The organism is Candidatus Binatia bacterium (genome assembly GCA_036504975.1).
Classification (GTDB): domain Bacteria; phylum Desulfobacterota; class Binatia; order UBA9968; family UBA9968; genus JAJPJQ01.
In genome coordinates this window covers 21404-42700 of sequence record DASXUF010000129.1, presented here as the reverse complement: position 1 = coordinate 42700, position 21297 = coordinate 21404, and the positions used below count along the sequence as shown (strand labels likewise).

Sequence of the window (21297 nt, the reverse complement as noted above, 5' to 3'; positions counted from 1 at the left end):
ATTCCCATGGACCTCGGAAATCTCGAAAGTCTCGACTATTTCTATCCGGAGGCGATTCTTACCGGCACGATTCTTCTCGTTATCTTACTGGACCTTGTCCTGAAGAATAAGAAAGTTCCCGCTCTGCTGGCTTTCGCAGGGTGTGGTGTGTCGCTCTGGTTCACGTGGAAGCTCTACGGCGCCTCCGGCGGCTGGCTCTTCCACCGCATGATGGTTCTGGATAATTTCAGCCTCTTCTTCAAGCTGGTCGCGCTCGCCGCCACGATTTTGGTTATCTGGATGTCCTCAGCCAGCCGCGAGATCGAACAGGTGCACCAGGGGGAATACCTTGCGATCCTGCTCAGCTCCACGCTCGGGATGTTTTTCATGGCTTCCTCGACTAACTTGCTGATGGCTTACCTCTCGCTGGAATTCGTGAGCATCACCTCCTATATTTTGACGGGGTTTTTGCCCCGCAACCGGCGCTCTAGCGAAGCGGCGCTCAAATATCTGATCTACGGCGGCGTCGCATCGGGCGCCATGATCTACGGCATGAGCTGGATCTTCGGCATGACCGGGAGCCTCGACTACGCGCAGATTAATCAGGCGCTCGTTCTAGGACAGCCGAACCGGCTCGCTCTTTTCATCGCGCTGGTCTTCATCCTCGCGGGGTTCGGCTACAAGATCGTTTTCGTGCCGTTCCACATGTGGTCGCCGGACGTCTACCAGGGCGCGCCGACGCCGGTCACCGCCTTTCTCTCGGTCGGCTCCAACGCGGCGGGCGTCGCGATTCTCGTCCGTTTCTTTTTTCCGGCGTTGTCGCATCCGGCCGCCGGCGGCGATTGGCAGTTTATCTCCGGCGTCGAGTGGCCGCAATTTTTGCTCGTGGTGAGCATGGTGACGATGACCTTGGGGAATCTCTCGGCTTTGAATCAGCAAAACGTCAAGCGCATGCTCGCCTACTCGGGGATCGCGCACGCCGGCTACATTCTGATGGGACTGGTCGTGCTCAACAACGAAGGTCTCCAGGCGGTGCTGTTTTATATCGTCGTTTACCTCATCATGAATCTCGGCGCCTTCCTCGTGGTCGTGGTCGTCGCCAACGCGACGGGTAAGGAGGACATCGACGTCTACCGCGGCCTCGCCTGGCGCGGCGCCGCCGTCCCGGCGGTCGCGATGGCGATCTTTCTTTTTTCTCTCACCGGTCTTCCTCCGCTCGCCGGTTTTATCGGCAAGTTTTTTCTCTTTGCCGCGGTGATCAAGCAAGAGTTTTATCTGCTGGCCGTCGTCGCCGTCGTCAACAGCGTCATTTCGCTCTATTACTACGCCCGCGTCGTCAAGGTCATGTTCCTCGACTTCCCCGAGCCGGCGGACGGCGAGGTCCAGATGAACGCGGGCGCCGCGGTCATGCTCGGCCTGCTCTCCGCCATGACTCTGCTGTTTGGAATTTACTGGGGCCCGCTGGTCGCCTTCACCAACCAATCGCTTAGATTCTTCGTCAAGTAATTCTCGACGGCGCCATTGACCTTTTTTGGCCAAGTGCCACCGTTTGTGACAATTTATACTCGAAAGCCGTTTCTTTATTTAGGAAAAGTCTAATAAACACAAGCCTTTTTTCAGAAAACTGCCGCTGGCCCTTCGCTTGCTTCTAGTCTTTGCCCGCACAATCGTCTAAGGAGAGGCGGATGATTAGAGACCGGAAGCTTTTCAGTTGGGCGCTGATAACGTTGACGGTGTTGTGGTTGGCTTATCCGCGGCTTGCTTTCGCCGAACAGCCGATGGACCGGATCAAGAATGTCATCGAGCGCGTTTCCGAGGTGCTCCAGGACGTCAGCGCCAAGGCAGGCGCCAACAAAAACGAGGCGGCACAGACAATCCGCGAAATTATTTTGCCGAGCTTCGACTTCGCTGAAATGGCCAGGAGATCTCTGGGCGACCGATGGAAGAGCCTGGACGGAAGACAGAGCGAGTTTATCGGCGCTTTTACCGCTTTCGTTGAAAGCTCGTACATGAACACCCTCGCCTCCTACCGCGGTGAAAAGGTCGTCTATCTGCGCGAGCGCGTGAATCAAAATCTGGCTCAGGTCGACACCCAGGTCGTGGCGCGGAAGGGAGATCCGCTCTCCGTCAACTACCGGCTCCACCTCACGCAAGGCGATTGGAAAGTCTACGACGTGGTCGTGGACAACATCAGCCTCGTCAGCAACTTCCACGCTCAGTTCAAGCGCATTCTCGCCACCGCGTCGCTCGACGACCTGCTCAAAAAACTTCGCGAGAAATCCGACAAACCGGTCTGACGATACCGCCGCCGCTCCCGTGATTCAGGTCATGGGCGTTTTGCTTTTGAACCTTCCATGCCGCGCTGACGCGGCTTGACAACCGATCCAACGAGAAACTAAGAAGTAACATAACGGCGTAGCGGCCGTGTCCGCCGGCCGGAGATTTCTTATGCTCGACCTATCCAAGCGAAAAGAGATGCTCGGCGCGATGCTCAAGGTGCGCGCCTTCGAAGAAAAGCTGAACGAGCTTTACCAGAATAAAGTCATGTTCGGCAGCCCGCACTCCTACCGTGGCCAGGAGGCGATCGCCGTCGGCGTCTGCTCCGCCCTGGTGCCCAAAGACCTTATCGCGAGCTACCACCGGGGAACCGGGCATCTCGTGGCCAAGGGCGCGGATCTTTACCGGCTCCTCTGCGAATGCATAGGGCGCCTCGACGGCTACTCCAAAGGCCGCGGTGGCAAGATGCACATGGGCGACCTTTCGTTTGGTTTTTTGGGCAATACGGGAACTGTCGGCGCGACGGTGCCGTTCGCGACCGGCGCCGCTCTGGCGGCGAAGATCAGGGGCAGCCGGGAAGTCGCCGTGAGCTTCATGGGCGATGGCGCCATGAATCAAGGCGTGGTGCACGAGGCGATGAACTTCGCCGGCCTGTGGAAGCTTCCCGTCATCTATGTAATCGAAAACAATCTGTACGCCATGACCGTAAGCCTGGAGAAAAGCGTCGCGGTCAAGCATCTCGCCGAACGTGCGGCGGGTTACGGTTTCGAAGGCAAGGTGATCGACGGCAACGACGTCGAGCTGGTCTACCATGAGACGCTGAAGGCGGCGGATAAGGCGCGCGGGGGCGAAGGGGCGACGCTGCTCGAGTGTCTCACTTATAGATGGGACGGCCATTTCGGCGGCGATCCGGGGACCGGCTACCGCGCGCGGGAGGAGATCGACCGGTGGAAAGAGCGCTGCCCGATCCGCCGGTTCAAAGAAAAGTTGATCGCGGAAGGAAACTTAAGCGAAGCCGAATTCGAGAAGATCAGCGGGTCGGTCTATGCCGAGTTGGAGGAAGTCTCCGCCAAAGCCCAAGCGTCGCCGCTGCCGCCGAAAGAAGTTGAGATCGAGAGCGTGTTCGCTGAACCGGAATTGGATTCCGCAAACCTCAGGGCAAGCCCCTCCGGCCGAGGGCAATAGATCGTGCCTTGAGGCGGCCTGCAAACGATTGGTTTGGATCGAACGTCGAGAAGAACTGCAAGCATATGGCCAAGCACCTAACGAGTCGTGGCGACTCTAGTCTCCTGTGCCCTCGGCCTCCGGGGCTCGCCCCTCGGTCTGCACGCTGGTTTTTTCTCGATTGAGGTTGATGTTCGACAAGACTATGGAAGCAGTTGCGCTTAGCGGGACCGTTAAAGAGATGCGTATTCAGGAGGCGCTGCGCGAGACGCTGAGATACGAGATGGCGCGCGACCAGCGCGTCTTCGTGATGGGCGAAGACGTGGCGCTCTTTGGCGGCGCGTACGGCGTGACGCGCGGGTTGCTCCAGGAGTTCGGCGCCGAGCGCGTGCGCGACACGCCGATTTCCGAGGCCGCGCTCGTCGGCCTCGCCGTCGGCGCCGCAATCAACGGCATGCGGCCGGTCGTCGAGATCCAGTTCTGCGATCTTTTGCCGCTCTGCATGGACCAGCTCGTCACCCACGCCGCGCGCTACCACTACATGACCGGCGGACGGATTTCCGTGCCGATCGTGATCCGGAACAAATTCGGCACGCGGCCGGGTGGCGGTCCGAGCCATTCGAGCTGCAATCACGGCGCGTTTATTCCATTTCCGGGGCTCAAAATCATCGTCCCGGCGACTCCCGCGGACGCTAAAGGGCTCTTATTATCGGCGATCCGTGATCCCAACCCCGTCCTCTGCTTCGAAAGCCACCATCTATACGGCGTTAAAGGGCCCGTGCCCGACGGTGACTACACCGTGCCGATAGGCCTGGCCAGCGTGCGCCGCGAGGGAAAAGATTTGACGATCGTTACCTGCGGCGGCATGGTCCTCAAAGTGGATGAGGCGGCCGAGAGGCTCAAAGAAAAAGGCATCGCCGCCGAGATCATCGACCTGCGCTCGCTGGCGCCGCTGGACAAGGAAACCATTTTAAAATCCGTCGCCAAGACCAAGCGAGCCATAATCGTCGATGAAGGACCGATCGTCGGTGGACTCACGGCCGAGCTTGCGGCGACGATTCAAGAAAATCTTTTTTCCGATTTAAAAGCGCCGGTCATCCGCGTCGGCGCTGCGTTTATTCCACCGCCTCACAGCGGTCCGCTCGTCGAAGCGATGGTGCCGAACGTGGAGCGAATTGAAACGTCGGCGTTGCGGTTGGTTGGAGGGAAGTAGGCAGAAGGCAGTCTGTCGTCAGGTTTTGTTCTCTCTTTCGAACAGAGGGACTGTGTTCGTCCCTCGACTACTGCAACTCAGCTACCGCCGCCTCGAAGCTCTTAGGGAAACGGTACTCGTAAATCGTCTGCCCATCGACCGGGTCTTTATGCGCGATGAGTCTCGCCCCACGGAACCTCAAGCCCTTGCGAGATCCGACGTCCAGGACAACTGAGTCGACTTCTGGATGAACACGCTTCTCTCGTTCCTCAAAAGAGACCAGTGTGTGTCCCGCGGTGATGAACACCTGTGCACCTGCCAGATCGAGAAGTGAAACGATCTCCCCGGAACTCCGCCAGTAATTGGGGTCGCTAAAAATGCTGCTGCCTCGCACTCGGAATGTGCCGGTCGCTGGCTCATATTCCAGGTTGATGTCCCATGGGCTCGCATCATCCTGCTCAAAATACATCTCGATATCGGGATCCCTGACGCTGCGGCTCGGCTCGATGGCACCATAATGCGGAAACTGGCGTATCTCGATAGGCGTGCGGTAGAAGCGCATCGTAATGGTAGTATTCTCGAAGACCGTATAGGCAAAACGTTCACTGCCCTCCTGGGGGAACAGCGGGGAGTCCTGGCGCACATTAACCGTAAGGACCTTGCCGTTCATGTCCTTGGAACTCGGGTATGCGAGGGCGTCGCCTCGCGAAGATGCGTCCGATTCCCAGCGGGCGATCAGTGGATTGACGGACGTAACGAATCGCTTGACGAAGCCGCGCAATTCGGGGTGTTCTAGCGACACTCGCAGCCAGAAGCTAGCCCGTACGTCAGACAGGGGATTCAGCCCGCGATTGATTTGCGTGAGTAGCCGAGTGTTGGCTTCGAGTTCGAGTTGTGTCCGGTGTTCTGCGTCGCGGCGCGCCTTGTTTGAAAGAATCAACTCGACAGATTGTGCTGCAGCCGATGAAAGTCCGGAGGCGAACACCCCGATAAGCGCAAAGCGCCCCCATCGAGTGATATTGCCGTCATCGTCTCTGTATTTTGTCAGGAGCGCCAAGACGCCGAACGCCATCGACAAACCAATGCCAGTGAACTTGAGGATCGCGAGAATGGTGGTGAGGATGGTGGCCCAATCCAATTGTCTGAATACCTTTCGTCAGCTAACTATCAAGTGAGCTGCGCTAGGCAGAGTCGTCGTCGGCGGCCTATCGCAGACAGCTCTTCAATCCACTTTTCAGATCAGAGATCCTTGACTGCTCCCTTGGCTTTCTCTTTCATCTCCGCTTCTTTTTGTTTTTGGATTGTTTTTACTCTACTTCCTCGGCGTACTCGTCCAGCACAGTGTCCGAAAGATGTGGAAGGTGCTTCTGTGCAGCAAGTTCCCGTAGGCTATCGTATGAAAGATAGGTGCAACTTTCCGCGAGCGGGCCTTTCTCCAGCAGGGAGAACACAGGGCGCCGTATCTCTTGAAACACCTTCTCGCGCTTAGCAGCGGGAGCGACGATATGAAGCCGGATGTTCATGTTCGGCTGAAGCGCGAGGAGATCAGCCATGCGTAGGATGCCGGAGTACACCGAGGTTGTGTGCTCGACCTCAAAGGCGCGAATGATTGACCGACCACGAAGCCATAGCACGTCGATCTGTTCGATCGTCCGCAGGGTAGTGTCGTCGTAATTGAGAGGAAGTCGGTCGAGAAGATTCTGCCCGTTACTCTTCCACTCTTTAAGCACGGCACCACGATCAGCCCGAGGTATCCATATAGACATACCCATTCGTGCACCAATTTGGGCAATCAAGGCTTGAATACGAATTGACTCGCGGCCTTCTGTTTCTTGAGCCGGCTGCGCCTCCTCGACGCCGGCAGCATCGTCTGGAACCGAGACGGCGACAACCTTATCAGGGCGGGTGACAGTGTGAGTGGTAAGTTTCTTGATGTCCTGTTCATCGAGCGGGTACGCCCTACCCTCGACCGTCTGGGCGCGCAGTTTTTCAGCGAGGAACTTACCGTCCCGGTCGTCAAGACGCACAAGGCTTCCGCGAACCTTTCCAGTCCATGCGATAGAGCCCTTCTCTAGGCCACGGGTGAAAGAGAGACCATTCCAGATCGCGTCGTCGTGAATCGGCATGGCCTTTTCGATCTCTAGCCACACTGATGGTCGGACACGAAAGCGGACGACGAACGGGTCATTGTCTGGTACGAAGATTGGAGTGTCGTCAATGAAGGGACCGTCGATGACTTCCAGCAGCCCAAACCAGCGAGACAGGCGTGTGAGGTAGCACACGAACACGTCGCCGGGCTTGATCCGATCCGCCATTCCTTTGTGACGAAGGCGGAACCCAGAGATATCACGGCCAGAGCGCGTGAATGCTTCGTGCGTTTCGGGCGAGAACAGGTCAATATAGTACGCCATGTCCGTGCTTCCACTTCGAACAGCTTAATGGCCTTACAAAACCGGAACTGCGCGCAATATCCCTCATTTGGAGAAATCTTGTCAAACGGCGGGTTCACGGCCGAACTGGCGGCGACGATTCAGGAAAATTTTTTTTCCGACCTGAAAGCGCCGGTCATCCGCGTCGGCGCTGCGTTTTATTCATGGTAGGAGGACAAATCACCACAGAATGTCGGAGGGCGTACTCACCGCAGAGTTCGCATGGTTCGACCCTTCGGCTTCGCTCAGGGCAGGCTCCCTCGACCGCGCCTTTAGTCCCGAGCTTGTCGAGGGATCACCACGAACGGAATTCTTCATAGCCGCGCATCCTGAGCTTCGTCGAAGGACGCGTCCTCCGCGCCTCGGCGGTGAATAGTCCGGGCTAGGTGTTAGACGCCGCGCGTTGTCTTGGTCTGGTCGCGCTGGCAAGACGCTGGTTGACGATCCGCCAAAACGTGGCTACCGCCTTTGGTTTGGCATCGAAGAAATCCTCAAAAAATCCACTGACGTTCAGCGGCGGCGGATAGGCGTATCGCTCGCCTTCTTCGCCTCTTTCTGTGACCCAATCCTCGGGTTTGTCGGGGTCGATAATCTCAAAGAGGCGCGAAGGATAGAGATACGGGCGGCCTTGATCGTTCAAAATGCGGAAATCATTAGCTTCAATTCCAATCACGACATACGGCAGCCCGGTGGTCAGGTCCGGATATCGCGCGTACTTTCGGCGTAGCTTGACAGTCATCGGGATTGTACCTGTCTCCGTTTCAGTTCAACCCGGCCAATACCGGGGTGTTCATACCAATGATACTCGTACTGGTGATCGCCCATATCGAAACGGGGGCTACTCTTCTTCACCCACTTCGACGATTTTCCACCATACGTCTCCACCAGGCGTCGGACATCGCGAATACGCTTGCCTTTGGCAATGACCCGCGATTGGGCGATCATCCATGAAGTCAGTTGAGCAATTGTACCAGTCCTTTCTACAGATGACTAGCTTCTCCTGATGAGATCCGCTTCTCCTAAGGCAGCTAAATGTGGTGCGGGACGAGTTGCCGATCCCACTGGAGGCGTGTGCACGGAGAAAGTTAGCACTAAGCCGCAGATATCTCTCATTTCCATAAATATTGTCAACCAGCGGTCTCACGGCCGAACTCGCGGGGACGATCCAGGAAAATCTTTTTTCCGACTTAAAAGCGCCGGTGATCCGCGTCGGCGGTGCTTTTATTCCTCCACCCCACAGCGGCCCGCTGGTCGAAGCCATGGTGCCGAGCGTAGAGAAAATTGAAGTGGCCGCCTTACGGCTTGTTGAAGGCAAGTAGGCAGAAGGCAGTCTGTCGGCAGGTTTTGTTCTCTCCAAGGCTTTGGGTAGAGGCGCGATCCGCCGCGTCCTTCTCAACCCAATGGTTATGCCGTACGCTTGCGGGGCCGCTGTCTCGATGCCGTACGCGTCAGGCGAGCGATCGTGCGCAACGCCTCGTTCACCGCACGAGCGTTAGGAAAGATTTGGGCGACATCCGGGTCGAGAAGAACAACGTTGGTGCCTTCCGCGTACCGTGCCGCGGTGACGCCGCGGACCGCCTTAGAAAAATCGTACTCGGGCCGCATTGTGTCTTCGTCAGCCCCAAGCGGCCGGGCTTTCCCTTTACTCTTCTTCATATTGCTTTCGTTCATGTCGAGTTGCCAGCCGAGCACTGATTATTCGCGTTCGCGGTGGCCTTTCGGTGTAGGAAACGACCAGCAGGCGATAACGGTCCGACATGCCGAGCGCGATGAACCGTTGTTGCCCTCTGAATGGTCCGGATCTGGCATATTCATTGACAAGGGATCTCCAAATGCCGTAACAGCCTCTACGAATGAAACGCCGTGCTTGCTGAGATTCGCTTCCGCCTTTTCCGGGTCCCACTCGAAGATGTAACCCACCAGCGCATTCTACCCTTCTAGTTCATCCATAACGATGGAGCGGTAGGCATTTTTGATGTTCTCTTCAAGTTCCTCCACGGTTTCTCCTTGCGTCATGATTTCAGGATGCTCCATCAACTTGCCGAGCCAGAACTTGTCCCCTCTCCAGTAGACCATCGTCAACTTGTGTTTCATGAGGTTACTCGTTGTGGCAACAAATTATCATGGGCAATCGATCAATGCCAGACCGCCAAACCCCGCTGATCTCACTTCAGTTCTCTTCTGGTTGAAATGCACACGTGTGTGGGCAAATTTTCCGGTGGAAATCCACCAAACGTTCGCGCCTTCGGCAGAGTTGAGCTGGCCCCTAAATTCTTTGCCGCCTGATTAATCCCCGATTTCGCTCAAACAATTCCGCAATCGGCCGTCTATCCGAAAGTTAAAAAAAACATAGACATTTTCCTCCCGCTGCGATAAGAACGCGCTACAATTTATGTGGCAGCATCGCGGCATTTTCCGTCGCCCGGAAGACGGCAAGGAGGGCGCAGGCATGGAGCGTATTGTATCGGTGAAGGCGGCTGCGATCGCGGCTGGAATCCTTCTCTTATTGTATCTGACGACAACCGTTGTGCCCGCGGGGCATGTCGGAGTCAAGGATTTCTTCGGTAAAGTCTCCGACCAGCCGCTGCACCCGGGGATCAACTTCGTTTTTCCCTTCACTCGGGTAATAAAATTCAGCGTCCAGACCCGGGAAATGAAGGAGTCGGCCGCGGTTCCAACGTCGGAGGGACTCATCGTCAACCTGGACGTGTCTTTGCTCTTTCGCCTCAAACCGGAAGAGGCGCCCAGAGTCTATAAGACGGTTGGGAGAAATTATGAATTCGTCGTTATCGATCCGCAGCTCCGCTCCGTCATCCGCGACGTTACGGCCGAGTACGAGGCGAAGTTCCTCTATTCGGCCTCGCGCGAGATGGTGGCCAAGAACATGTTCAAACACATCGAGCTGCTTATCACTCCCCGGGGCATCGAAGCGGAGCAGGTGCTTCTCAGGGCGGTGCAGCTCCCGCAGCTTTTGACCCAGTCGATCCAGGAAAAGTTACAGGCGGAACAGCAGTCTCAGAGGATGAGATTCGTTCTTGACAAGGAAAAGCAGGAAGCCGAAAGAAAGCGCATCGAAGGCCAAGGAATCGCCGATTTCCAGGCCATCGTATCGAGGGGTATCAGCGAGCAGTTGCTCAAATGGAAGGCGATCGAAGTGGCGAGCGAGCTTTCCAAGAGCCCGAACGCAAAGATCATTGTCCTGGGTGACAAGAGCGGCTTGCCGATAATTCTAAGTGATAAATAGTGGCGGGGTTGGCGGCTACGTCATCGGAATCATGATGTGGGTCTGATACGGCGGACGCTGGCAGAGGCGATCGTACCAAGCGCTTAGGTGCTTCAGCGCGGGGCGCTCGATCGGCAGTTTGAACCAGCGGTAGGCCCAAACGGCCAGCGGGATATCGCCGATGGTAAAATCATTGCCGGCGAGGTAAGGGGTCTTCGCCAACTGATCGTCGACGATCTTCCACGCATTCGTGGTTCTCTCCAGCGCGGTTGCGAGCGCCGCGCGGTCACGCTTTTCTTCCGGCGTGCGGACAATTCCCCAAAAAAGCGGCACGATGGCCGGATTCATCGTGCTCAACTGCCAATCCATCCAGCGGCTGGCGTTCGCGCGTCCTTCCGGACTCGGCGGAAGCAGTTTTCCGCCGCCGTATTTTTCGGTGAGATAGCGGACGATCGTGTTCGATTCCCACAGGATAAAGCCGCCGTCATCGATCGTCGGCACGAGGCCGTTTGGGTTCATATCGAGATAGGGCTTCTCTTTGTTGCCGCCGAATTTGCCGCCGAGGTCCACGCGGTCGAAGTCCACGCCCAGCTCATCGCAGCACCAGACGACCTTTTGCACGTTCGATGAGTCTCGTCTGCCCCAGATCTTGATCCTGGTTGCGCTCGCCATAACCCCTCCTTTTTGGACCCTTACCACCGTTTGGCCATAAAGTGTACCGGGCGCTACCGCTTTTCTCCGCGATCTGATAAGTGAAATTGTTTTAGAGGCGGAAAAATACGGAGGAGGGTAATGGAACATCGATTGGCTTTGGGCGGAACGGTGACGTTGCTTTTGATCCTGGCGCAAACCGCGGCGGCCCAGGACAAGGCCGAGGGCAAGAAACACTACATCACTTATTGTTCCGGTTGTCATGGAGAGAGCGGGAAAGGGAACGGTCAGGCGGCGGTATCCCTGCCGGTCAAGCCGACCAACCATACCGACGGGGCTGCGATGAACCAGCTCCCGGACAAGTTCCTGTTCGAGATCATCTCAAAGGGCGGCCAGGGGGTCGGAAAATCGCCGTTTATGCCGGCTTGGGGCAACCAACTGAGGGAAAAGCAAATCCGCGATGTTATCGCATACGTCAGAAGCCTGGCCAGCCCGCCCTATAACCCGTCTGGCAAGTAAAGAGACGAAAAAATTTGTGCCGGACCCTTGACGTTTGCGGATGCGAGCTTATATTTGCATCCAATCCACGGCTCCGTCCATTATAAATTCACGTTTTATAGAGGAGGTTTCGTATGGCACTCAAGGTTCGTCCCCTGCATGACAGGGTTATCGTCAAGAGAATCGAAGAAGAGGAAAAGACCAAAGGCGGCATCATTATTCCGGACACCGCCAAGGAAAAACCCCAGGAGGGCCGCGTCGTGGCCGTAGGCGCCGGGAAGCATGAAGACGGCAAGGTGATCCCATTGGACGTGAAAGCCGGCGACAAGATCCTGTTCGGAAAGTATTCCGGTACGGAGATCAAGCTCAACGGCGAGGAACATCTCATCATGCGCGAAGAGGACATTTTAGGAATTGTCGAATAAGGAGGGGGATATGGCTGCAAAGGAAGTAAAATTCAGCGAGGACGCGAGGAGCAAGGTTCTTCGCGGGGTAAATATTTTGGCTGATACGGTGACCGTAACGCTCGGTCCTAAAGGACGCAACGTCGTTCTGGAAAAGTCCTGGGGCGCCCCCACCATCACCAAGGATGGTGTCACGGTGGCGAAAGAGATTCAGCTCGAGGACAAGTTCGAAAATATGGGCGCGCAGATGGTCAAGGAGGTGGCGAGCAAGACCTCCGATATCGCCGGCGACGGCACGACCACTGCGACGGTCTTGTCCAGGGCGATTTTCAGCGAAGGTCTCAAGATGGTCGCCGCGGGTCACGATCCGATGGCGATCAAGCGGGGCATCGATAAGGCGGTAGCAAAGGTTGTCGAGGAACTCAAAGCCCAATCCAAGCCCACGCGTGACCGCGATGAGATCGCCCAGGTCGGAACCATCTCCGCCAACAACGACAAGACCATCGGCGACATCCTCGCCGAGGCGATGGATAAGGTCGGCAAAGAAGGAGTCATCACCGTCGAAGAGGCCAAGGGGCTGGAAACCACGCTGGATCTGGTCGAGGGAATGCGCTTCGATCGCGGCTACCTCTCGCCTTATTTCGTCACCGATCCCGAGCGCATGGAGTGCGTCTATGAGGATTGTTACATCCTGATCAACGAAAAGAAGATCTCCAGTATGAAGGATCTGTTGCCGGTGCTGGAAAACGTCGCCAAGACCGGCAAGCCGCTGTTGATTATCGCCGAAGACCTTGAAGGCGAGGCGCTGGCGACCTTGGTGGTGAACAAGATTCGTGGCACGCTGAAGACCGTGGCGGTGAAGGCGCCCGGATTCGGCGACCGGCGCAAAGCGATGTTGGAAGATATCGCGATCCTGACCGACGGCCGGCTGATCGCCGAGGAGCTTGGCATCAAGCTGGAAAACATCACACTGAAAGACCTTGGCCGCGCCAAGCGGATCATCGTCGATAAGGACAACACGACGATCGTCGAAGGCGCGGGGAAAAAATCCGCCATCGAGGCCCGGATCAATCAGATCCGCGCGCAGATCGAGGAGACTACGTCGGACTACGATAAAGAGAAGCTCCAGGAGCGTCTCGCCAAGCTTGCCGGCGGCGTCGCCGTGGTCAAGGTCGGCGCGGCCACCGAAGTGGAGATGAAGGAAAAGAAGGCGCGCGTCGAGGATGCGCTTCATGCCACCCGCGCCGCGGTGGAAGAAGGGATCGTGCCGGGCGGAGGAGTGGCTCTGGTGCGCGCGTCCGCTAATCTCGGAAATCTCCGCGTGAGCGATGACGAGAAAGTCGGCGTGCGGATTATTCAAAAGGCGCTGGAGGAACCGGCGCGCTGGATCGCCCAAAACGCCGGCGCCGACGGTGGTGTCGTCCTGGACAAAATCAGAAACGGCAAAGGCGCATTCGGCTTCAACGCGGCGAAAGAAGAGTTCGAGGACTTGGTCAAAGCCGGCATTGTGGATCCCACGAAGGTGGTCCGCACCGCGCTACAGAACGCGGCTTCGGTTGCAGGCTTGATGATTACAACCGAGGCGATGATCGCGGAGAAGCCGGAGAAGAAAAAAGAGGCGTCGCATTCGCACGGCGAGGAGGATTACTAGGCAGGCCGTCTGCAACCGCCCGTCCGTGAGTCTCTCTCCGGGCCGATGCGATACGTCCGTGTTACGCCGGCACGAGCGGTCTTCATAGTAACTCCGAAGTACGCCTGAGGCTCCTCGTCCCCACGCATCGGCCCTTCGAGAAACCCCCGGGCGGGCGGTTGCATCAGTTGACCGGTGGGAAAAAGATTTTGAGAATGATGATACGAGGGCGCCGGGAAATTCCCGACGCCCTTTTTTTATAAAAAAAAGGGGGGAGAGAATTTCTTCTCTCCCCCCTTGGAACCCAAGCGTCGGCGAATCAGTTCACGCTGACGGTGATCTGCTTCGGCTTGGCCTCTTCGGCTTTCGGGACATAGACTTCCAGGATGCCGTCCCGGTAGGTCGCCTTGATCGCGTCCTGTTTTACGGTCTGCGGCAAGTAGAAGGAGCGGGTGAATTTTCCCGCCAGCCGCTCCACCCGGTGGTACTCAACGCCGTTAACGGGCTCTTCGACTTTCCTTTCTCCGCTCAAGGTCAACGTGCCCTCCTTGACCTCCACATTGAAATCCTCTTTCTTCATCCCCGGCAGCTCGGCGCGGATCAGATACGCCTCCTTGCTTTCTAGGATGTCCACCGGAGGATACCAGACGGCGCCGTTGGCGGCGGCACGCGTGAGCCGCGAGCCGAGGGTGTCCTCGAAGAGGTCGTTGATCCTGGACTGAATGCTGGGCAAACCTTCAAAAGGTTCCCATCTTACGAGATCCATAGTTAATCCCTCCCTTTTCTTATTTTTTTATCTGCAAAAAAGTTAATCACGGTCCGGCATGCTGTCAAGATCCGGCGGCTGCCTTGACAAGGTGGACATCGCGACCTAGCTTCTTAAAGATTGCGGAGGTGTAAAATATGGTATGGGACCCGTGGATGTGGCGGCAGGCGAGCGAGTTGTTGGAACAGGCGGAACGTATCCAACGGAGTTTTTTGCAGGCCGCGCTGGGCGGACTGCAAGCGTCCGTCGATCAAAGAGCGCGCTGGTCGCCGGCGGTGAACGTCGTAGAGACCGACGAGGACCTATGGGTGATTTTCGCCCTGCCGGGAGTCGCCGCCGATCGAATCGAATTACGCCTGGAAGGCGGCGCTTTGATCGTTTCCGGACACCGTCCGCTGCCCGAGTGTTTTTCGGACGGAGAGCTTAAAGTGCTCGAAATACCCTGTGGACGGTTTGAGCGGCGCTTGCAGTTGCCGCCGGGCATTTCACTCTCGCTAGGAGAGGTGCGCCGGCGCGAAGGATTATTGTTCGTTCAACTAAGGAAGAGCTGATGGCCAAAGAAAACACCGACAAGAACGCCGCGCGCGAGGCCGCTCCGTCGGAAGCCAAGGAGCAAAAGCAAAAACGGCCCGGCGCGCTGCCGACGGACGCTCTGATTATTCTCCCCCTGCGCAATACCGTGATCTTTCCTTCGACGATCGCGCCGTTGACCGCGGCTCGGCCCGCGAGCGCCAAGGGCGTCGAGGAGGCGGTTCGTCAAGAGATGCCGATCGGAATCGTCGCTCAGCGCGATCCCAAAGTGGACGCCCCCCAGCCCAAGGATCTGTACGACGTCGGCACGGTCGCCGATATTTTGCGCATGGCCAGCCTGCCCGACGGCCAGCGCCAGATTCTCGTCCAGGGCCGGCAGCGTTTCAAGATTCTCGATTTCATCCAGACCGAGCCGTTTCTGGTCGCGCGGGTTCTGTTCTTCGCCGAGCCTGTGCCGGCCACCAAAGAGTTCGAAGCGCGCATACGCCACCTGCGCCAGGAAGCGAACCGGGCGTGGTCGCTGCTGCCGGAGCCGATTCCGAATTTATCGTTGACGCTGCAAAGTCTCGACGACGCGCCGGCGCTGATCGACTTCATCGCCTCCTCGCTCGACCTCCCGGTGGCGGAAAAACAGGAAATATTGGAAACCGCCGAAATCGAGGAGCGCGCTGGGAAAGTCTCCGACAAGCTGGCGCACCAGATCGAGATCCTGGAGCTGACGAAAAAGATCGGCACCGAGGCGAAAGGCGCGATGGACAAGGCGCAGCGCGACTACATCCTGCGCGAGCAACTGAAGGCGATTCAAAAGGAATTGGGCGAGGACGAATCCAATCCCAAGAGCGCGGAAATCGCCGAGCTTAGAAAAAAGATCAAAGAAGCCAAGATGCCGCCGGAGGTGGAAAAGGAGGCGCTCAAGGAAGTTTCCCGGATGGAGCGCATGCCGGAAGGCGCGGCGGAGTACTCGATGGTCCGAACCTACGTCGACTGGCTCGTCGAGTTGCCGTGGAGCGTTGCGACCAAAGAGCAGATCGATCTGCCCAAGGCGCGCGAGGTGCTGGATGAGGATCATTACGATCTGGAGAAAGTGAAGAAACGCATTCTCGAATTCCTCGCGATTCGAAAACTCAACCCCACGGGGAAAAGCCCGATCTTTTGCTTCGTCGGCCCGCCGGGCGTCGGCAAAACTTCTCTCGGACAAAGCGTCGCGCGCGCCACCAACCGCAAGTTCGTGCGCCAGAGCCTGGGCGGAGTGCACGACGAAGCCGAGATCCGCGGCCACCGGCGCACTTACATCGGCGCCCTGCCCGGCCGGATCGTCCAGGGCATCCGCAGAGCGGGCAGCAAGAATCCGGTTTTCATGCTGGACGAAATCGACAAGTTGAGCGCCAGCTTCCACGGCGACCCGAGCGCGGCGTTGCTCGAGGTGCTCGATCCCGAGCAAAACGCGACCTTCCAGGATCATTATCTAGACGTGCCGTTCGATCTGAGCCAGGTCTTTTTCATCACGACGGCAAACGTTCTCGACGCGATTCCGAGCCCGCTCCGCGACCGGATGGAAGTGATCGAGCTGCCGGGCTACGCGGAAGAAGACAAGCTGATGATCGCGCGCCGCTATCTCGTGCCGCGGCAACTCAAAGCCACCGGGTTGCGGCCGGATCAGTTGAACTTGACCGACGAGGCTTTGCGGGAGGTGATTCGCGCCTACACGCGCGAAGCGGGCGTGCGGCAACTTGAGCGCGAGATCGCCTCGATCTGCCGGGGCGTGGCGGTTCGTCTCGCCGAAGGCGCGGCGGAGAACGTCACGATCGACGCCGGTTCGGTGGCGTCTTATCTCGGTCCGGCGAAATTTTACAACGAGGTCGCTCTGCGCACGAGCTTGCCGGGCGTCGCGACCGGCCTGGCGTGGACTCCGGTGGGCGGAGACATTCTCTTCATCGAGGCGACGAAGATGCCGGGCGAGGGCAAGCTGATACTCACCGGCCAGCTCGGCGACGTGATGAAGGAAAGCGCCCAGGCGGCGCTGAGCCTCGTCAAGTCGCGGGCTGAGATGCTCGGCTTGAATCCCGAAATCTTCAGAAAGCAGGACATACACATCCACATTCCCGCCGGGGCGATTCCCAAGGACGGCCCGAGCGCGGGCGTGACGCTCTTCGTCGCTCTGGTTTCTCTCTTGACCGGCCGCCGGGTCAGAAACGACGTCGCGATGACCGGCGAGATCAGTCTTCGCGGGCTCGTTTTGCCGGTGGGCGGCATCAAAGAAAAAGTGCTCGCGGCCAAGCGCGCGGGAATTTTGTTCGTGTTGCTGCCCAAACTGAACGGCAAGGACCTGGAGGAAATCTCTCCTACGGGGCGCGAAGGGATGCGCTTTGAATTCCTGGAAACGGTGGACCAGGCCTTGATGCTGGCGCTGGAGCCGGCGGAGTCCGACAAGGGCTACGAGCGCGAGGGCCGCGCCGCCTTCCCGCACTAAACCGCCGGTTCGAGTTGAGCGATAAGGCCGACCAGGGCAAGATCAGCGCCGGAGAATTTTGTGGCCATATCAAATCGCATCGCCGCGTCACCCAAGTCGAGGACGTTTATATTCGCGCTCGCCGGCCTGGCGTTGGGCGCGCTTTTGGTCTGGCAGCTCGCGGCGCGCGGCGCGGCGCTCACCGATCCTTCGGCGGCGCCGGGGCAGGTCGCGCCGCGCGGCGAGCTAGCCGCCGGCGAGAAAGCGGTGATCGCGCTTTTCCGTCAGGCCTCCCCGTCCGTCGTCCACATCACCACCATGGCGGTTCAGCGCGACTTCTTCTCGTTGAACCAGCAGCAGATTCCCGAAGGCATGGGCTCCGGGTTGATCTGGGACGAGAACGGCGACATCGTCACCAACTTTCACGTCATCCAGAACGCCGACGCGGCTCAGGTCACGTTGGCGGATCATTCCAATTGGAAGGCGCGGCGCGTCGGCGTCGCGCCCGATAAAGATCTCGCCGTATTGAGGATCGACGCGCCGAAGAACCGGCTGCGGCCGATTCCCATCGGCTCGTCCAAGGACCTTCAGGTCGGGCAGAGCGCGTTCGCCATCGGCAATCCGTTCGGCCTCGACCAGACGCTGACGACCGGAGTGGTGAGCGCGCTCGGCCGGGAGATCGAATCGGTCACGCGCCGGCCGATTCAAGGCGTGATTCAGACCGACACGGCGATCAATCCCGGAAACTCGGGCGGCCCGCTGCTCGACAGCGCCGGCCGGTTGATCGGCGTCAACACGGCGATCTACAGTCCGTCGGGAGCGTCGGCCGGCATCGGCTTTGCCATTCCGGTCGATACCGTGAACCGCGTCGTGCCGGAACTCATTCGGCACGGCAAGTTCGTCCGCCCGGGCCTCGGTTTTTCCGCGGCCGACGATCAGATCGCCGCCCGGTTGGGATTGAAGGGCGTATTGGTCTTGGTCGTCCCCCGAAACAGTCCGGCGGCCAAGGCCGGCATGCGTCCGACCATCCGCGACGCGCAGGGCCGCGTGACTCTCGGCGACGTGATCGTTGGCCTCGATGGAAAAAAGATCGAGACCGTGAACGATCTTTACCTGGCGATGGACCAGTATAAGGTGGGGGATACGGTGACCATCGCGCTGCTGCGCGACGGAAAGCAGATTCAGATCAAGGCGACGCTCGCTCCCATCGACGAAACGGCCGGCTAGGCGGGCCGGCCATATGAGTTCGCGCTGACATCCGTCCACCTGGGAGTCTCTCTCCGGGCCGATGCGATACGTCAGTTTACGCCCAACAAAAATGCTGAGAGCGGTCGGACTTGGTCGCGCCTTTATCCGCCGTATACGCCCGATTTCCTTGACTTCGCGGCCGTTTTCCAATACAAAAAAATTGGTTGTCTGCGGTTGCCTCAGGGCTTTCTAACGGCCTGTCTTTAACGTGACCCCCGGCGTGGTCGCCAACGTGGTCCATTGATGAGCGATCCGTTTTTTCCCGTCCTCGTCCTATTTTTCTTCGCAGGCCTGGTCGTATTGGGGCTCCTTTCGCTCGCGCAGATCGCCGGTCCCAAGAAGCCGAGCGCGGTGAAGGCCGAGCCTTTCGAGTCGGGAAATCCTCCCAAAGGCGACGCCCGGATTCGCTTTCCGGTAAAGTTTTATCTCGTGGCCATGCTTTTTCTGATTTTCGACCTGGAAGCGGTTTTTCTTTATCCCTGGGCCGTCATGTTTCGCCGCCTGGGGATTTTTGGCCTGGTGGAGATGGGAATCTTTTTAATCATCGCGGCGATCGGCTTTATCTACGCCTGGAAGAAAGGCGCCCTGGACCTGGAGTGAGTTTCATGGCCGAAGAGAGCCCGAGCATCCGATACCTCGGCGAAAAGTTCGGACCGGCGATTCTTGACGCGCACGCGTTTCGCGGCGACGAAACGGTCGTCGTCGGCCCGGAGAAGCTGATCGAGATCGTCCGCTTCCTCAAAGACGATCCCAGGCTGGACTTCGATTTTCTCGCCGACATCACCGCGGTCGATTACCTGGGAAAAAAATCGCCGCGCTTCGAAGTCGTCTATCACCTGCTTTCGCTGCGCTCGCATCGCCGATTTCGCGTCAAAGTTCCGCTGTCTGAAGAAGCGGCCGAAGTCGATTCGCTGACGCCGCTGTGGAAAGGGGCGAACTGGCTCGAGCGCGAGGTGTGGGACATGTTCGGCATTCGCTTTCGCGGCCATCCGGATCTCAGGCGGATTCTTCTCTACGAGGAGTTTCGCGGTTATCCGCTCAGGAAAGATTATCCGGTGAACCAGCGCCAGCCTCTCGTTCCCGAGCGGCCGCTGGCGGGGACGTTCGTCGATGTCCGGTCGGACAATAAGCTCTTGCAACTGAAGCAGAAGGCGGAGAAGCGCTAACCCGGATTGTTCAGTACGCAACCGGTAATCCTATGAACAAAGTATCATTCCCCCCGGTTCCTCAGGGGCGAGGCTTCCAGCCGCAGGCAATAGGTCAGTGCCTCGTAGACTCGGTCGAGATATTTGCGCTTAAGCGAACAATCGAAATACCATGCTCCGGTATATCAAGCACCAGACAAGCCATTGTACCTCCGCGTCCCTGTGCCTGCGGCTTTCATCCTCGCCCCCTGCGGAACCGTGCCGGCGCATGGAAGCGGGAAGCCCGAGAGCGCGAGCCCGAAGGGCGAAGGGCACAGGGACGTGGAGCAACACGGCAGGCCCGGCAAATGGAGTTAGCACCCTTGAGGTGGACGGCGAGGGCGGCCTTCGAGCCACAGAAACTATTGCCCGCGCCCGGAGCGGCTCGCGCTTGAGGGCTGATCGTGTGAATAATCCTGTCTAGGGCGCCGCTTGTCGTCACACTCATGAAAACCGAAGCCAAAGAGCTGCCGCTGGAGCCCATGGACTTGCAGATGGGTCCTTCCCATCCGGCGACCCATGGGACCATCAAGTTAAATCTCAAGCTGGAAGGCGAGAAAGTGCTCGAGTGCGACACGGAAGTCGGATATCTCCATCGCGGCTTCGACAAGATGTCCGAGCAGGCGACCTGGACTCAAGTCATTCCTTACACCGACCGTCTCAACTACGTCTCGCCGCTCATCAACAACGCGGGCTATGCGTTGGCCGTGGAAAAGCTCCTCGGCGTGGAGGCGCCGCCGCGCTGTCAATTTATCCGCACGATCATGAGCGAGATCTCGCGCGTGACGGATCATCTCACTTGCTGCGGCATGGCCGCCTCCGAGCTGGGTGCGATCACGGTGGGGTTTTACATGATCGAGGCGCGCGAGTTCCTGATGAGAATCATCGAGGAGGTGACCGGCGCGCGGCTTACGATCACTTACGTCCGCATCGGCGGTTTGAAGCACGATCTCCCGCCCGGCTTCGCCGAAAAGGTCGCGGACGCTTTCCGCAAAGTGCGCCGGCTGCTCGCCGACTGCGAGCGCCTGCTCGCGCGCAACCGGATCTTCATCGAACGGATGTCGAACGTGGGCGTGATTTCCCGCGAGACGGCGATTTCCTACGGTCTCACCGGCCCCATTCTCCGCTCGACGGGAGTCAGCTACGACGTGCGCAGAGCCAATCCGTACTTGATCTACGATCAGTTGGACTTCACGGTGCCGCTGGGGAGCAAAGGCGACAACTACGACCGGTTTATCTGCCGCGTCGAGGAGATCGAGCAGAGCATGAGAATCGTCGAGCAGGCGCTTAAAAAACTGCCGGCGGGACCGGTCTCGCTCGACGATCCGCGCGTCGTGCTGCCGGAAAAAGAAAAAGTTTACAACAGCATCGAAGGACTGATGCACCACTTCAAAATCATCATGGAGGGCATCCAGGTCCCGCCGGGGGAAGTCTATTTTCCCGTCGAGGGCGGCAACGGCGAGTTGGGCTTTTACATCGTGAGCGAGGGGGGGGGGAAGCCCTATCGCGTGCGCGTGCGCCCGCCGTGCTTCATTGCGATGGGCGCCTTTCATGAGATGATCAAAGGATACATGCTGGCGGACATCGTGCCGACCTTCGGGATGATCAACATGATCGGCGGGGAATGCGATCGATAAAGAACGAAGGTAGGGGCGGGTTTGAAACCCGCCCC

The 21297-nt window shown here is 58.3% G+C and carries 22 protein-coding genes and 1 pseudogene; 15 read left to right on the top strand and 8 right to left on the bottom strand.

The features are described 5' to 3' along the window. The first annotated feature begins 6 nt into the window (after positions 1 to 6). The 4 genes from VGL70_16935 (at position 7) to VGL70_16920 (ending at position 4633) form a co-directional block, all read left to right on the top strand. Positions 7 to 1485: an NADH-quinone oxidoreductase subunit N gene (locus VGL70_16935; protein HEY3305211.1), complete on the top strand. Its 1479-nt coding sequence runs from the start codon at positions 7 to 9 to the stop codon at positions 1483 to 1485. A 179-nt stretch (positions 1486 to 1664) separates the two neighbouring features. After that, positions 1665 to 2276, top strand: a complete 612-nt coding sequence (locus VGL70_16930) for an ABC transporter substrate-binding protein (GenBank protein HEY3305210.1) — start codon at positions 1665 to 1667, stop codon at positions 2274 to 2276. Between the two features lie 151 nt (positions 2277 to 2427). Then, positions 2428 to 3441, top strand: a complete 1014-nt coding sequence (locus tag VGL70_16925; protein ID HEY3305209.1) for a thiamine pyrophosphate-dependent dehydrogenase E1 component subunit alpha — start codon at positions 2428 to 2430, stop codon at positions 3439 to 3441. A 169-nt stretch (positions 3442 to 3610) separates the two neighbouring features. Then, a complete protein-coding gene (locus tag VGL70_16920) occupies positions 3611 to 4633 on the top strand; it encodes an alpha-ketoacid dehydrogenase subunit beta (protein ID HEY3305208.1) in 1023 nt (340 codons plus the stop codon). Between the two features lie 67 nt (positions 4634 to 4700). Here VGL70_16920 and VGL70_16915 read toward each other — a convergent pair whose 3' ends face one another. From VGL70_16915 to VGL70_16905, 3 genes are all read right to left on the bottom strand, one after another. Continuing rightward, complete coding sequence (locus tag VGL70_16915; protein ID HEY3305207.1) at positions 4701 to 5750, bottom strand: hypothetical protein; 1050 nt, start codon at positions 5748 to 5750, stop codon at positions 4701 to 4703. A gap of 169 nt (positions 5751 to 5919) precedes the next feature. Further along, complete coding sequence (locus tag VGL70_16910; protein ID HEY3305206.1) at positions 5920 to 7023, bottom strand: hypothetical protein; 1104 nt, start codon at positions 7021 to 7023, stop codon at positions 5920 to 5922. A gap of 400 nt (positions 7024 to 7423) precedes the next feature. Then, positions 7424 to 7780, bottom strand: coding sequence for a hypothetical protein (locus tag VGL70_16905; GenBank protein HEY3305205.1), 357 nt, complete (start codon positions 7778 to 7780; stop codon positions 7424 to 7426). Positions 7781 to 8165: 385 nt separating this feature from the next. Between VGL70_16905 and VGL70_16900 the strand changes: the two genes are divergently transcribed. Further along, positions 8166 to 8360 carry a hypothetical protein gene (locus VGL70_16900; protein ID HEY3305204.1) on the top strand — a complete coding sequence of 65 codons (195 nt, stop codon included), beginning with the start codon at positions 8166 to 8168 and terminating at the stop codon, positions 8358 to 8360. Positions 8361 to 8445: 85 nt separating this feature from the next. Here VGL70_16900 and VGL70_16895 read toward each other — a convergent pair whose 3' ends face one another. The 3 genes and pseudogenes from VGL70_16895 to VGL70_16885 form a co-directional block, all read right to left on the bottom strand. Then, the gene (locus VGL70_16895; GenBank protein ID HEY3305203.1) at positions 8446 to 8733 is read right to left on the bottom strand and encodes a hypothetical protein; all 288 of its coding nucleotides are present in this window, start codon (positions 8731 to 8733) and stop codon (positions 8446 to 8448) included. Further along, positions 8684 to 8961 (bottom strand): annotated as a pseudogene (locus tag VGL70_16890) (BrnT family toxin). The gene VGL70_16895 and the pseudogene VGL70_16890 overlap by 50 nt, the downstream one beginning before the upstream one ends. Positions 8962 to 8970: 9 nt before the next feature. Continuing rightward, positions 8971 to 9135, bottom strand: a complete 165-nt coding sequence (locus VGL70_16885; GenBank protein ID HEY3305202.1) for a type II toxin-antitoxin system HicB family antitoxin — start codon at positions 9133 to 9135, stop codon at positions 8971 to 8973. Positions 9136 to 9490: 355 nt separating this feature from the next. Here VGL70_16885 and VGL70_16880 point away from each other — a divergent pair, with 355 nt between their 5' ends. Further along, positions 9491 to 10285, top strand: coding sequence for a prohibitin family protein (locus VGL70_16880; GenBank protein ID HEY3305201.1), 795 nt, complete (start codon positions 9491 to 9493; stop codon positions 10283 to 10285). Between the two features lie 15 nt (positions 10286 to 10300). On the opposite strand, the gene VGL70_16875 is transcribed toward VGL70_16880, so the two are convergent. After that, entirely contained in the window at positions 10301 to 10936 is a 636-nt protein-coding gene (locus VGL70_16875; protein HEY3305200.1) for a glutathione S-transferase, read from the bottom strand. 120 nt (positions 10937 to 11056) lie between these two features. On the opposite strand from VGL70_16875, the gene VGL70_16870 reads away from it, so the two are divergent. The 3 genes from VGL70_16870 (at position 11057) to groL (ending at position 13468) form a co-directional block, all read left to right on the top strand. Next, entirely contained in the window at positions 11057 to 11434 is a 378-nt protein-coding gene (locus VGL70_16870; protein ID HEY3305199.1) for a cytochrome c, read from the top strand. 113 nt (positions 11435 to 11547) lie between these two features. After that, positions 11548 to 11838, top strand: a complete 291-nt coding sequence (gene groES, locus VGL70_16865; GenBank protein ID HEY3305198.1) for a co-chaperone GroES — start codon at positions 11548 to 11550, stop codon at positions 11836 to 11838. Between the two features lie 10 nt (positions 11839 to 11848). Next, the gene (gene groL, locus VGL70_16860; GenBank protein ID HEY3305197.1) at positions 11849 to 13468 is read left to right on the top strand and encodes a chaperonin GroEL; all 1620 of its coding nucleotides are present in this window, start codon (positions 11849 to 11851) and stop codon (positions 13466 to 13468) included. Between the two features lie 298 nt (positions 13469 to 13766). Here the strand turns inward: groL and VGL70_16855 are convergent, their stop codons facing one another. Beyond that, positions 13767 to 14213, bottom strand: coding sequence for an Hsp20/alpha crystallin family protein (locus VGL70_16855; GenBank protein HEY3305196.1), 447 nt, complete (start codon positions 14211 to 14213; stop codon positions 13767 to 13769). Between the two features lie 137 nt (positions 14214 to 14350). Here VGL70_16855 and VGL70_16850 point away from each other — a divergent pair, with 137 nt between their 5' ends. From VGL70_16850 to VGL70_16825, 6 genes are all read left to right on the top strand, one after another. After that, positions 14351 to 14764: an Hsp20/alpha crystallin family protein gene (locus tag VGL70_16850; GenBank protein ID HEY3305195.1), complete on the top strand. Its 414-nt coding sequence runs from the start codon at positions 14351 to 14353 to the stop codon at positions 14762 to 14764. Next, complete coding sequence (gene lon, locus VGL70_16845; protein HEY3305194.1) at positions 14764 to 17214, top strand: endopeptidase La; 2451 nt, start codon at positions 14764 to 14766, stop codon at positions 17212 to 17214. The genes VGL70_16850 and lon overlap by 1 nt, the downstream gene beginning before the upstream one ends. A 60-nt stretch (positions 17215 to 17274) precedes the next feature. Continuing rightward, positions 17275 to 18420, top strand: coding sequence for a trypsin-like peptidase domain-containing protein (locus VGL70_16840; protein ID HEY3305193.1), 1146 nt, complete (start codon positions 17275 to 17277; stop codon positions 18418 to 18420). A gap of 264 nt (positions 18421 to 18684) precedes the next feature. After that, on the top strand, positions 18685 to 19041 hold the full coding sequence (locus VGL70_16835) for an NADH-quinone oxidoreductase subunit A (protein HEY3305192.1): 357 nt from the start codon (positions 18685 to 18687) through the stop codon (positions 19039 to 19041). 5 nt (positions 19042 to 19046) lie between these two features. Next, positions 19047 to 19607 carry an NADH-quinone oxidoreductase subunit C gene (locus tag VGL70_16830; GenBank protein ID HEY3305191.1) on the top strand — a complete coding sequence of 187 codons (561 nt, stop codon included), beginning with the start codon at positions 19047 to 19049 and terminating at the stop codon, positions 19605 to 19607. 464 nt (positions 19608 to 20071) lie between these two features. Next, positions 20072 to 21262 carry an NADH-quinone oxidoreductase subunit D gene (locus VGL70_16825; protein HEY3305190.1) on the top strand — a complete coding sequence of 397 codons (1191 nt, stop codon included), beginning with the start codon at positions 20072 to 20074 and terminating at the stop codon, positions 21260 to 21262. The last annotated feature ends 35 nt before the right edge of the window (positions 21263 to 21297 follow it).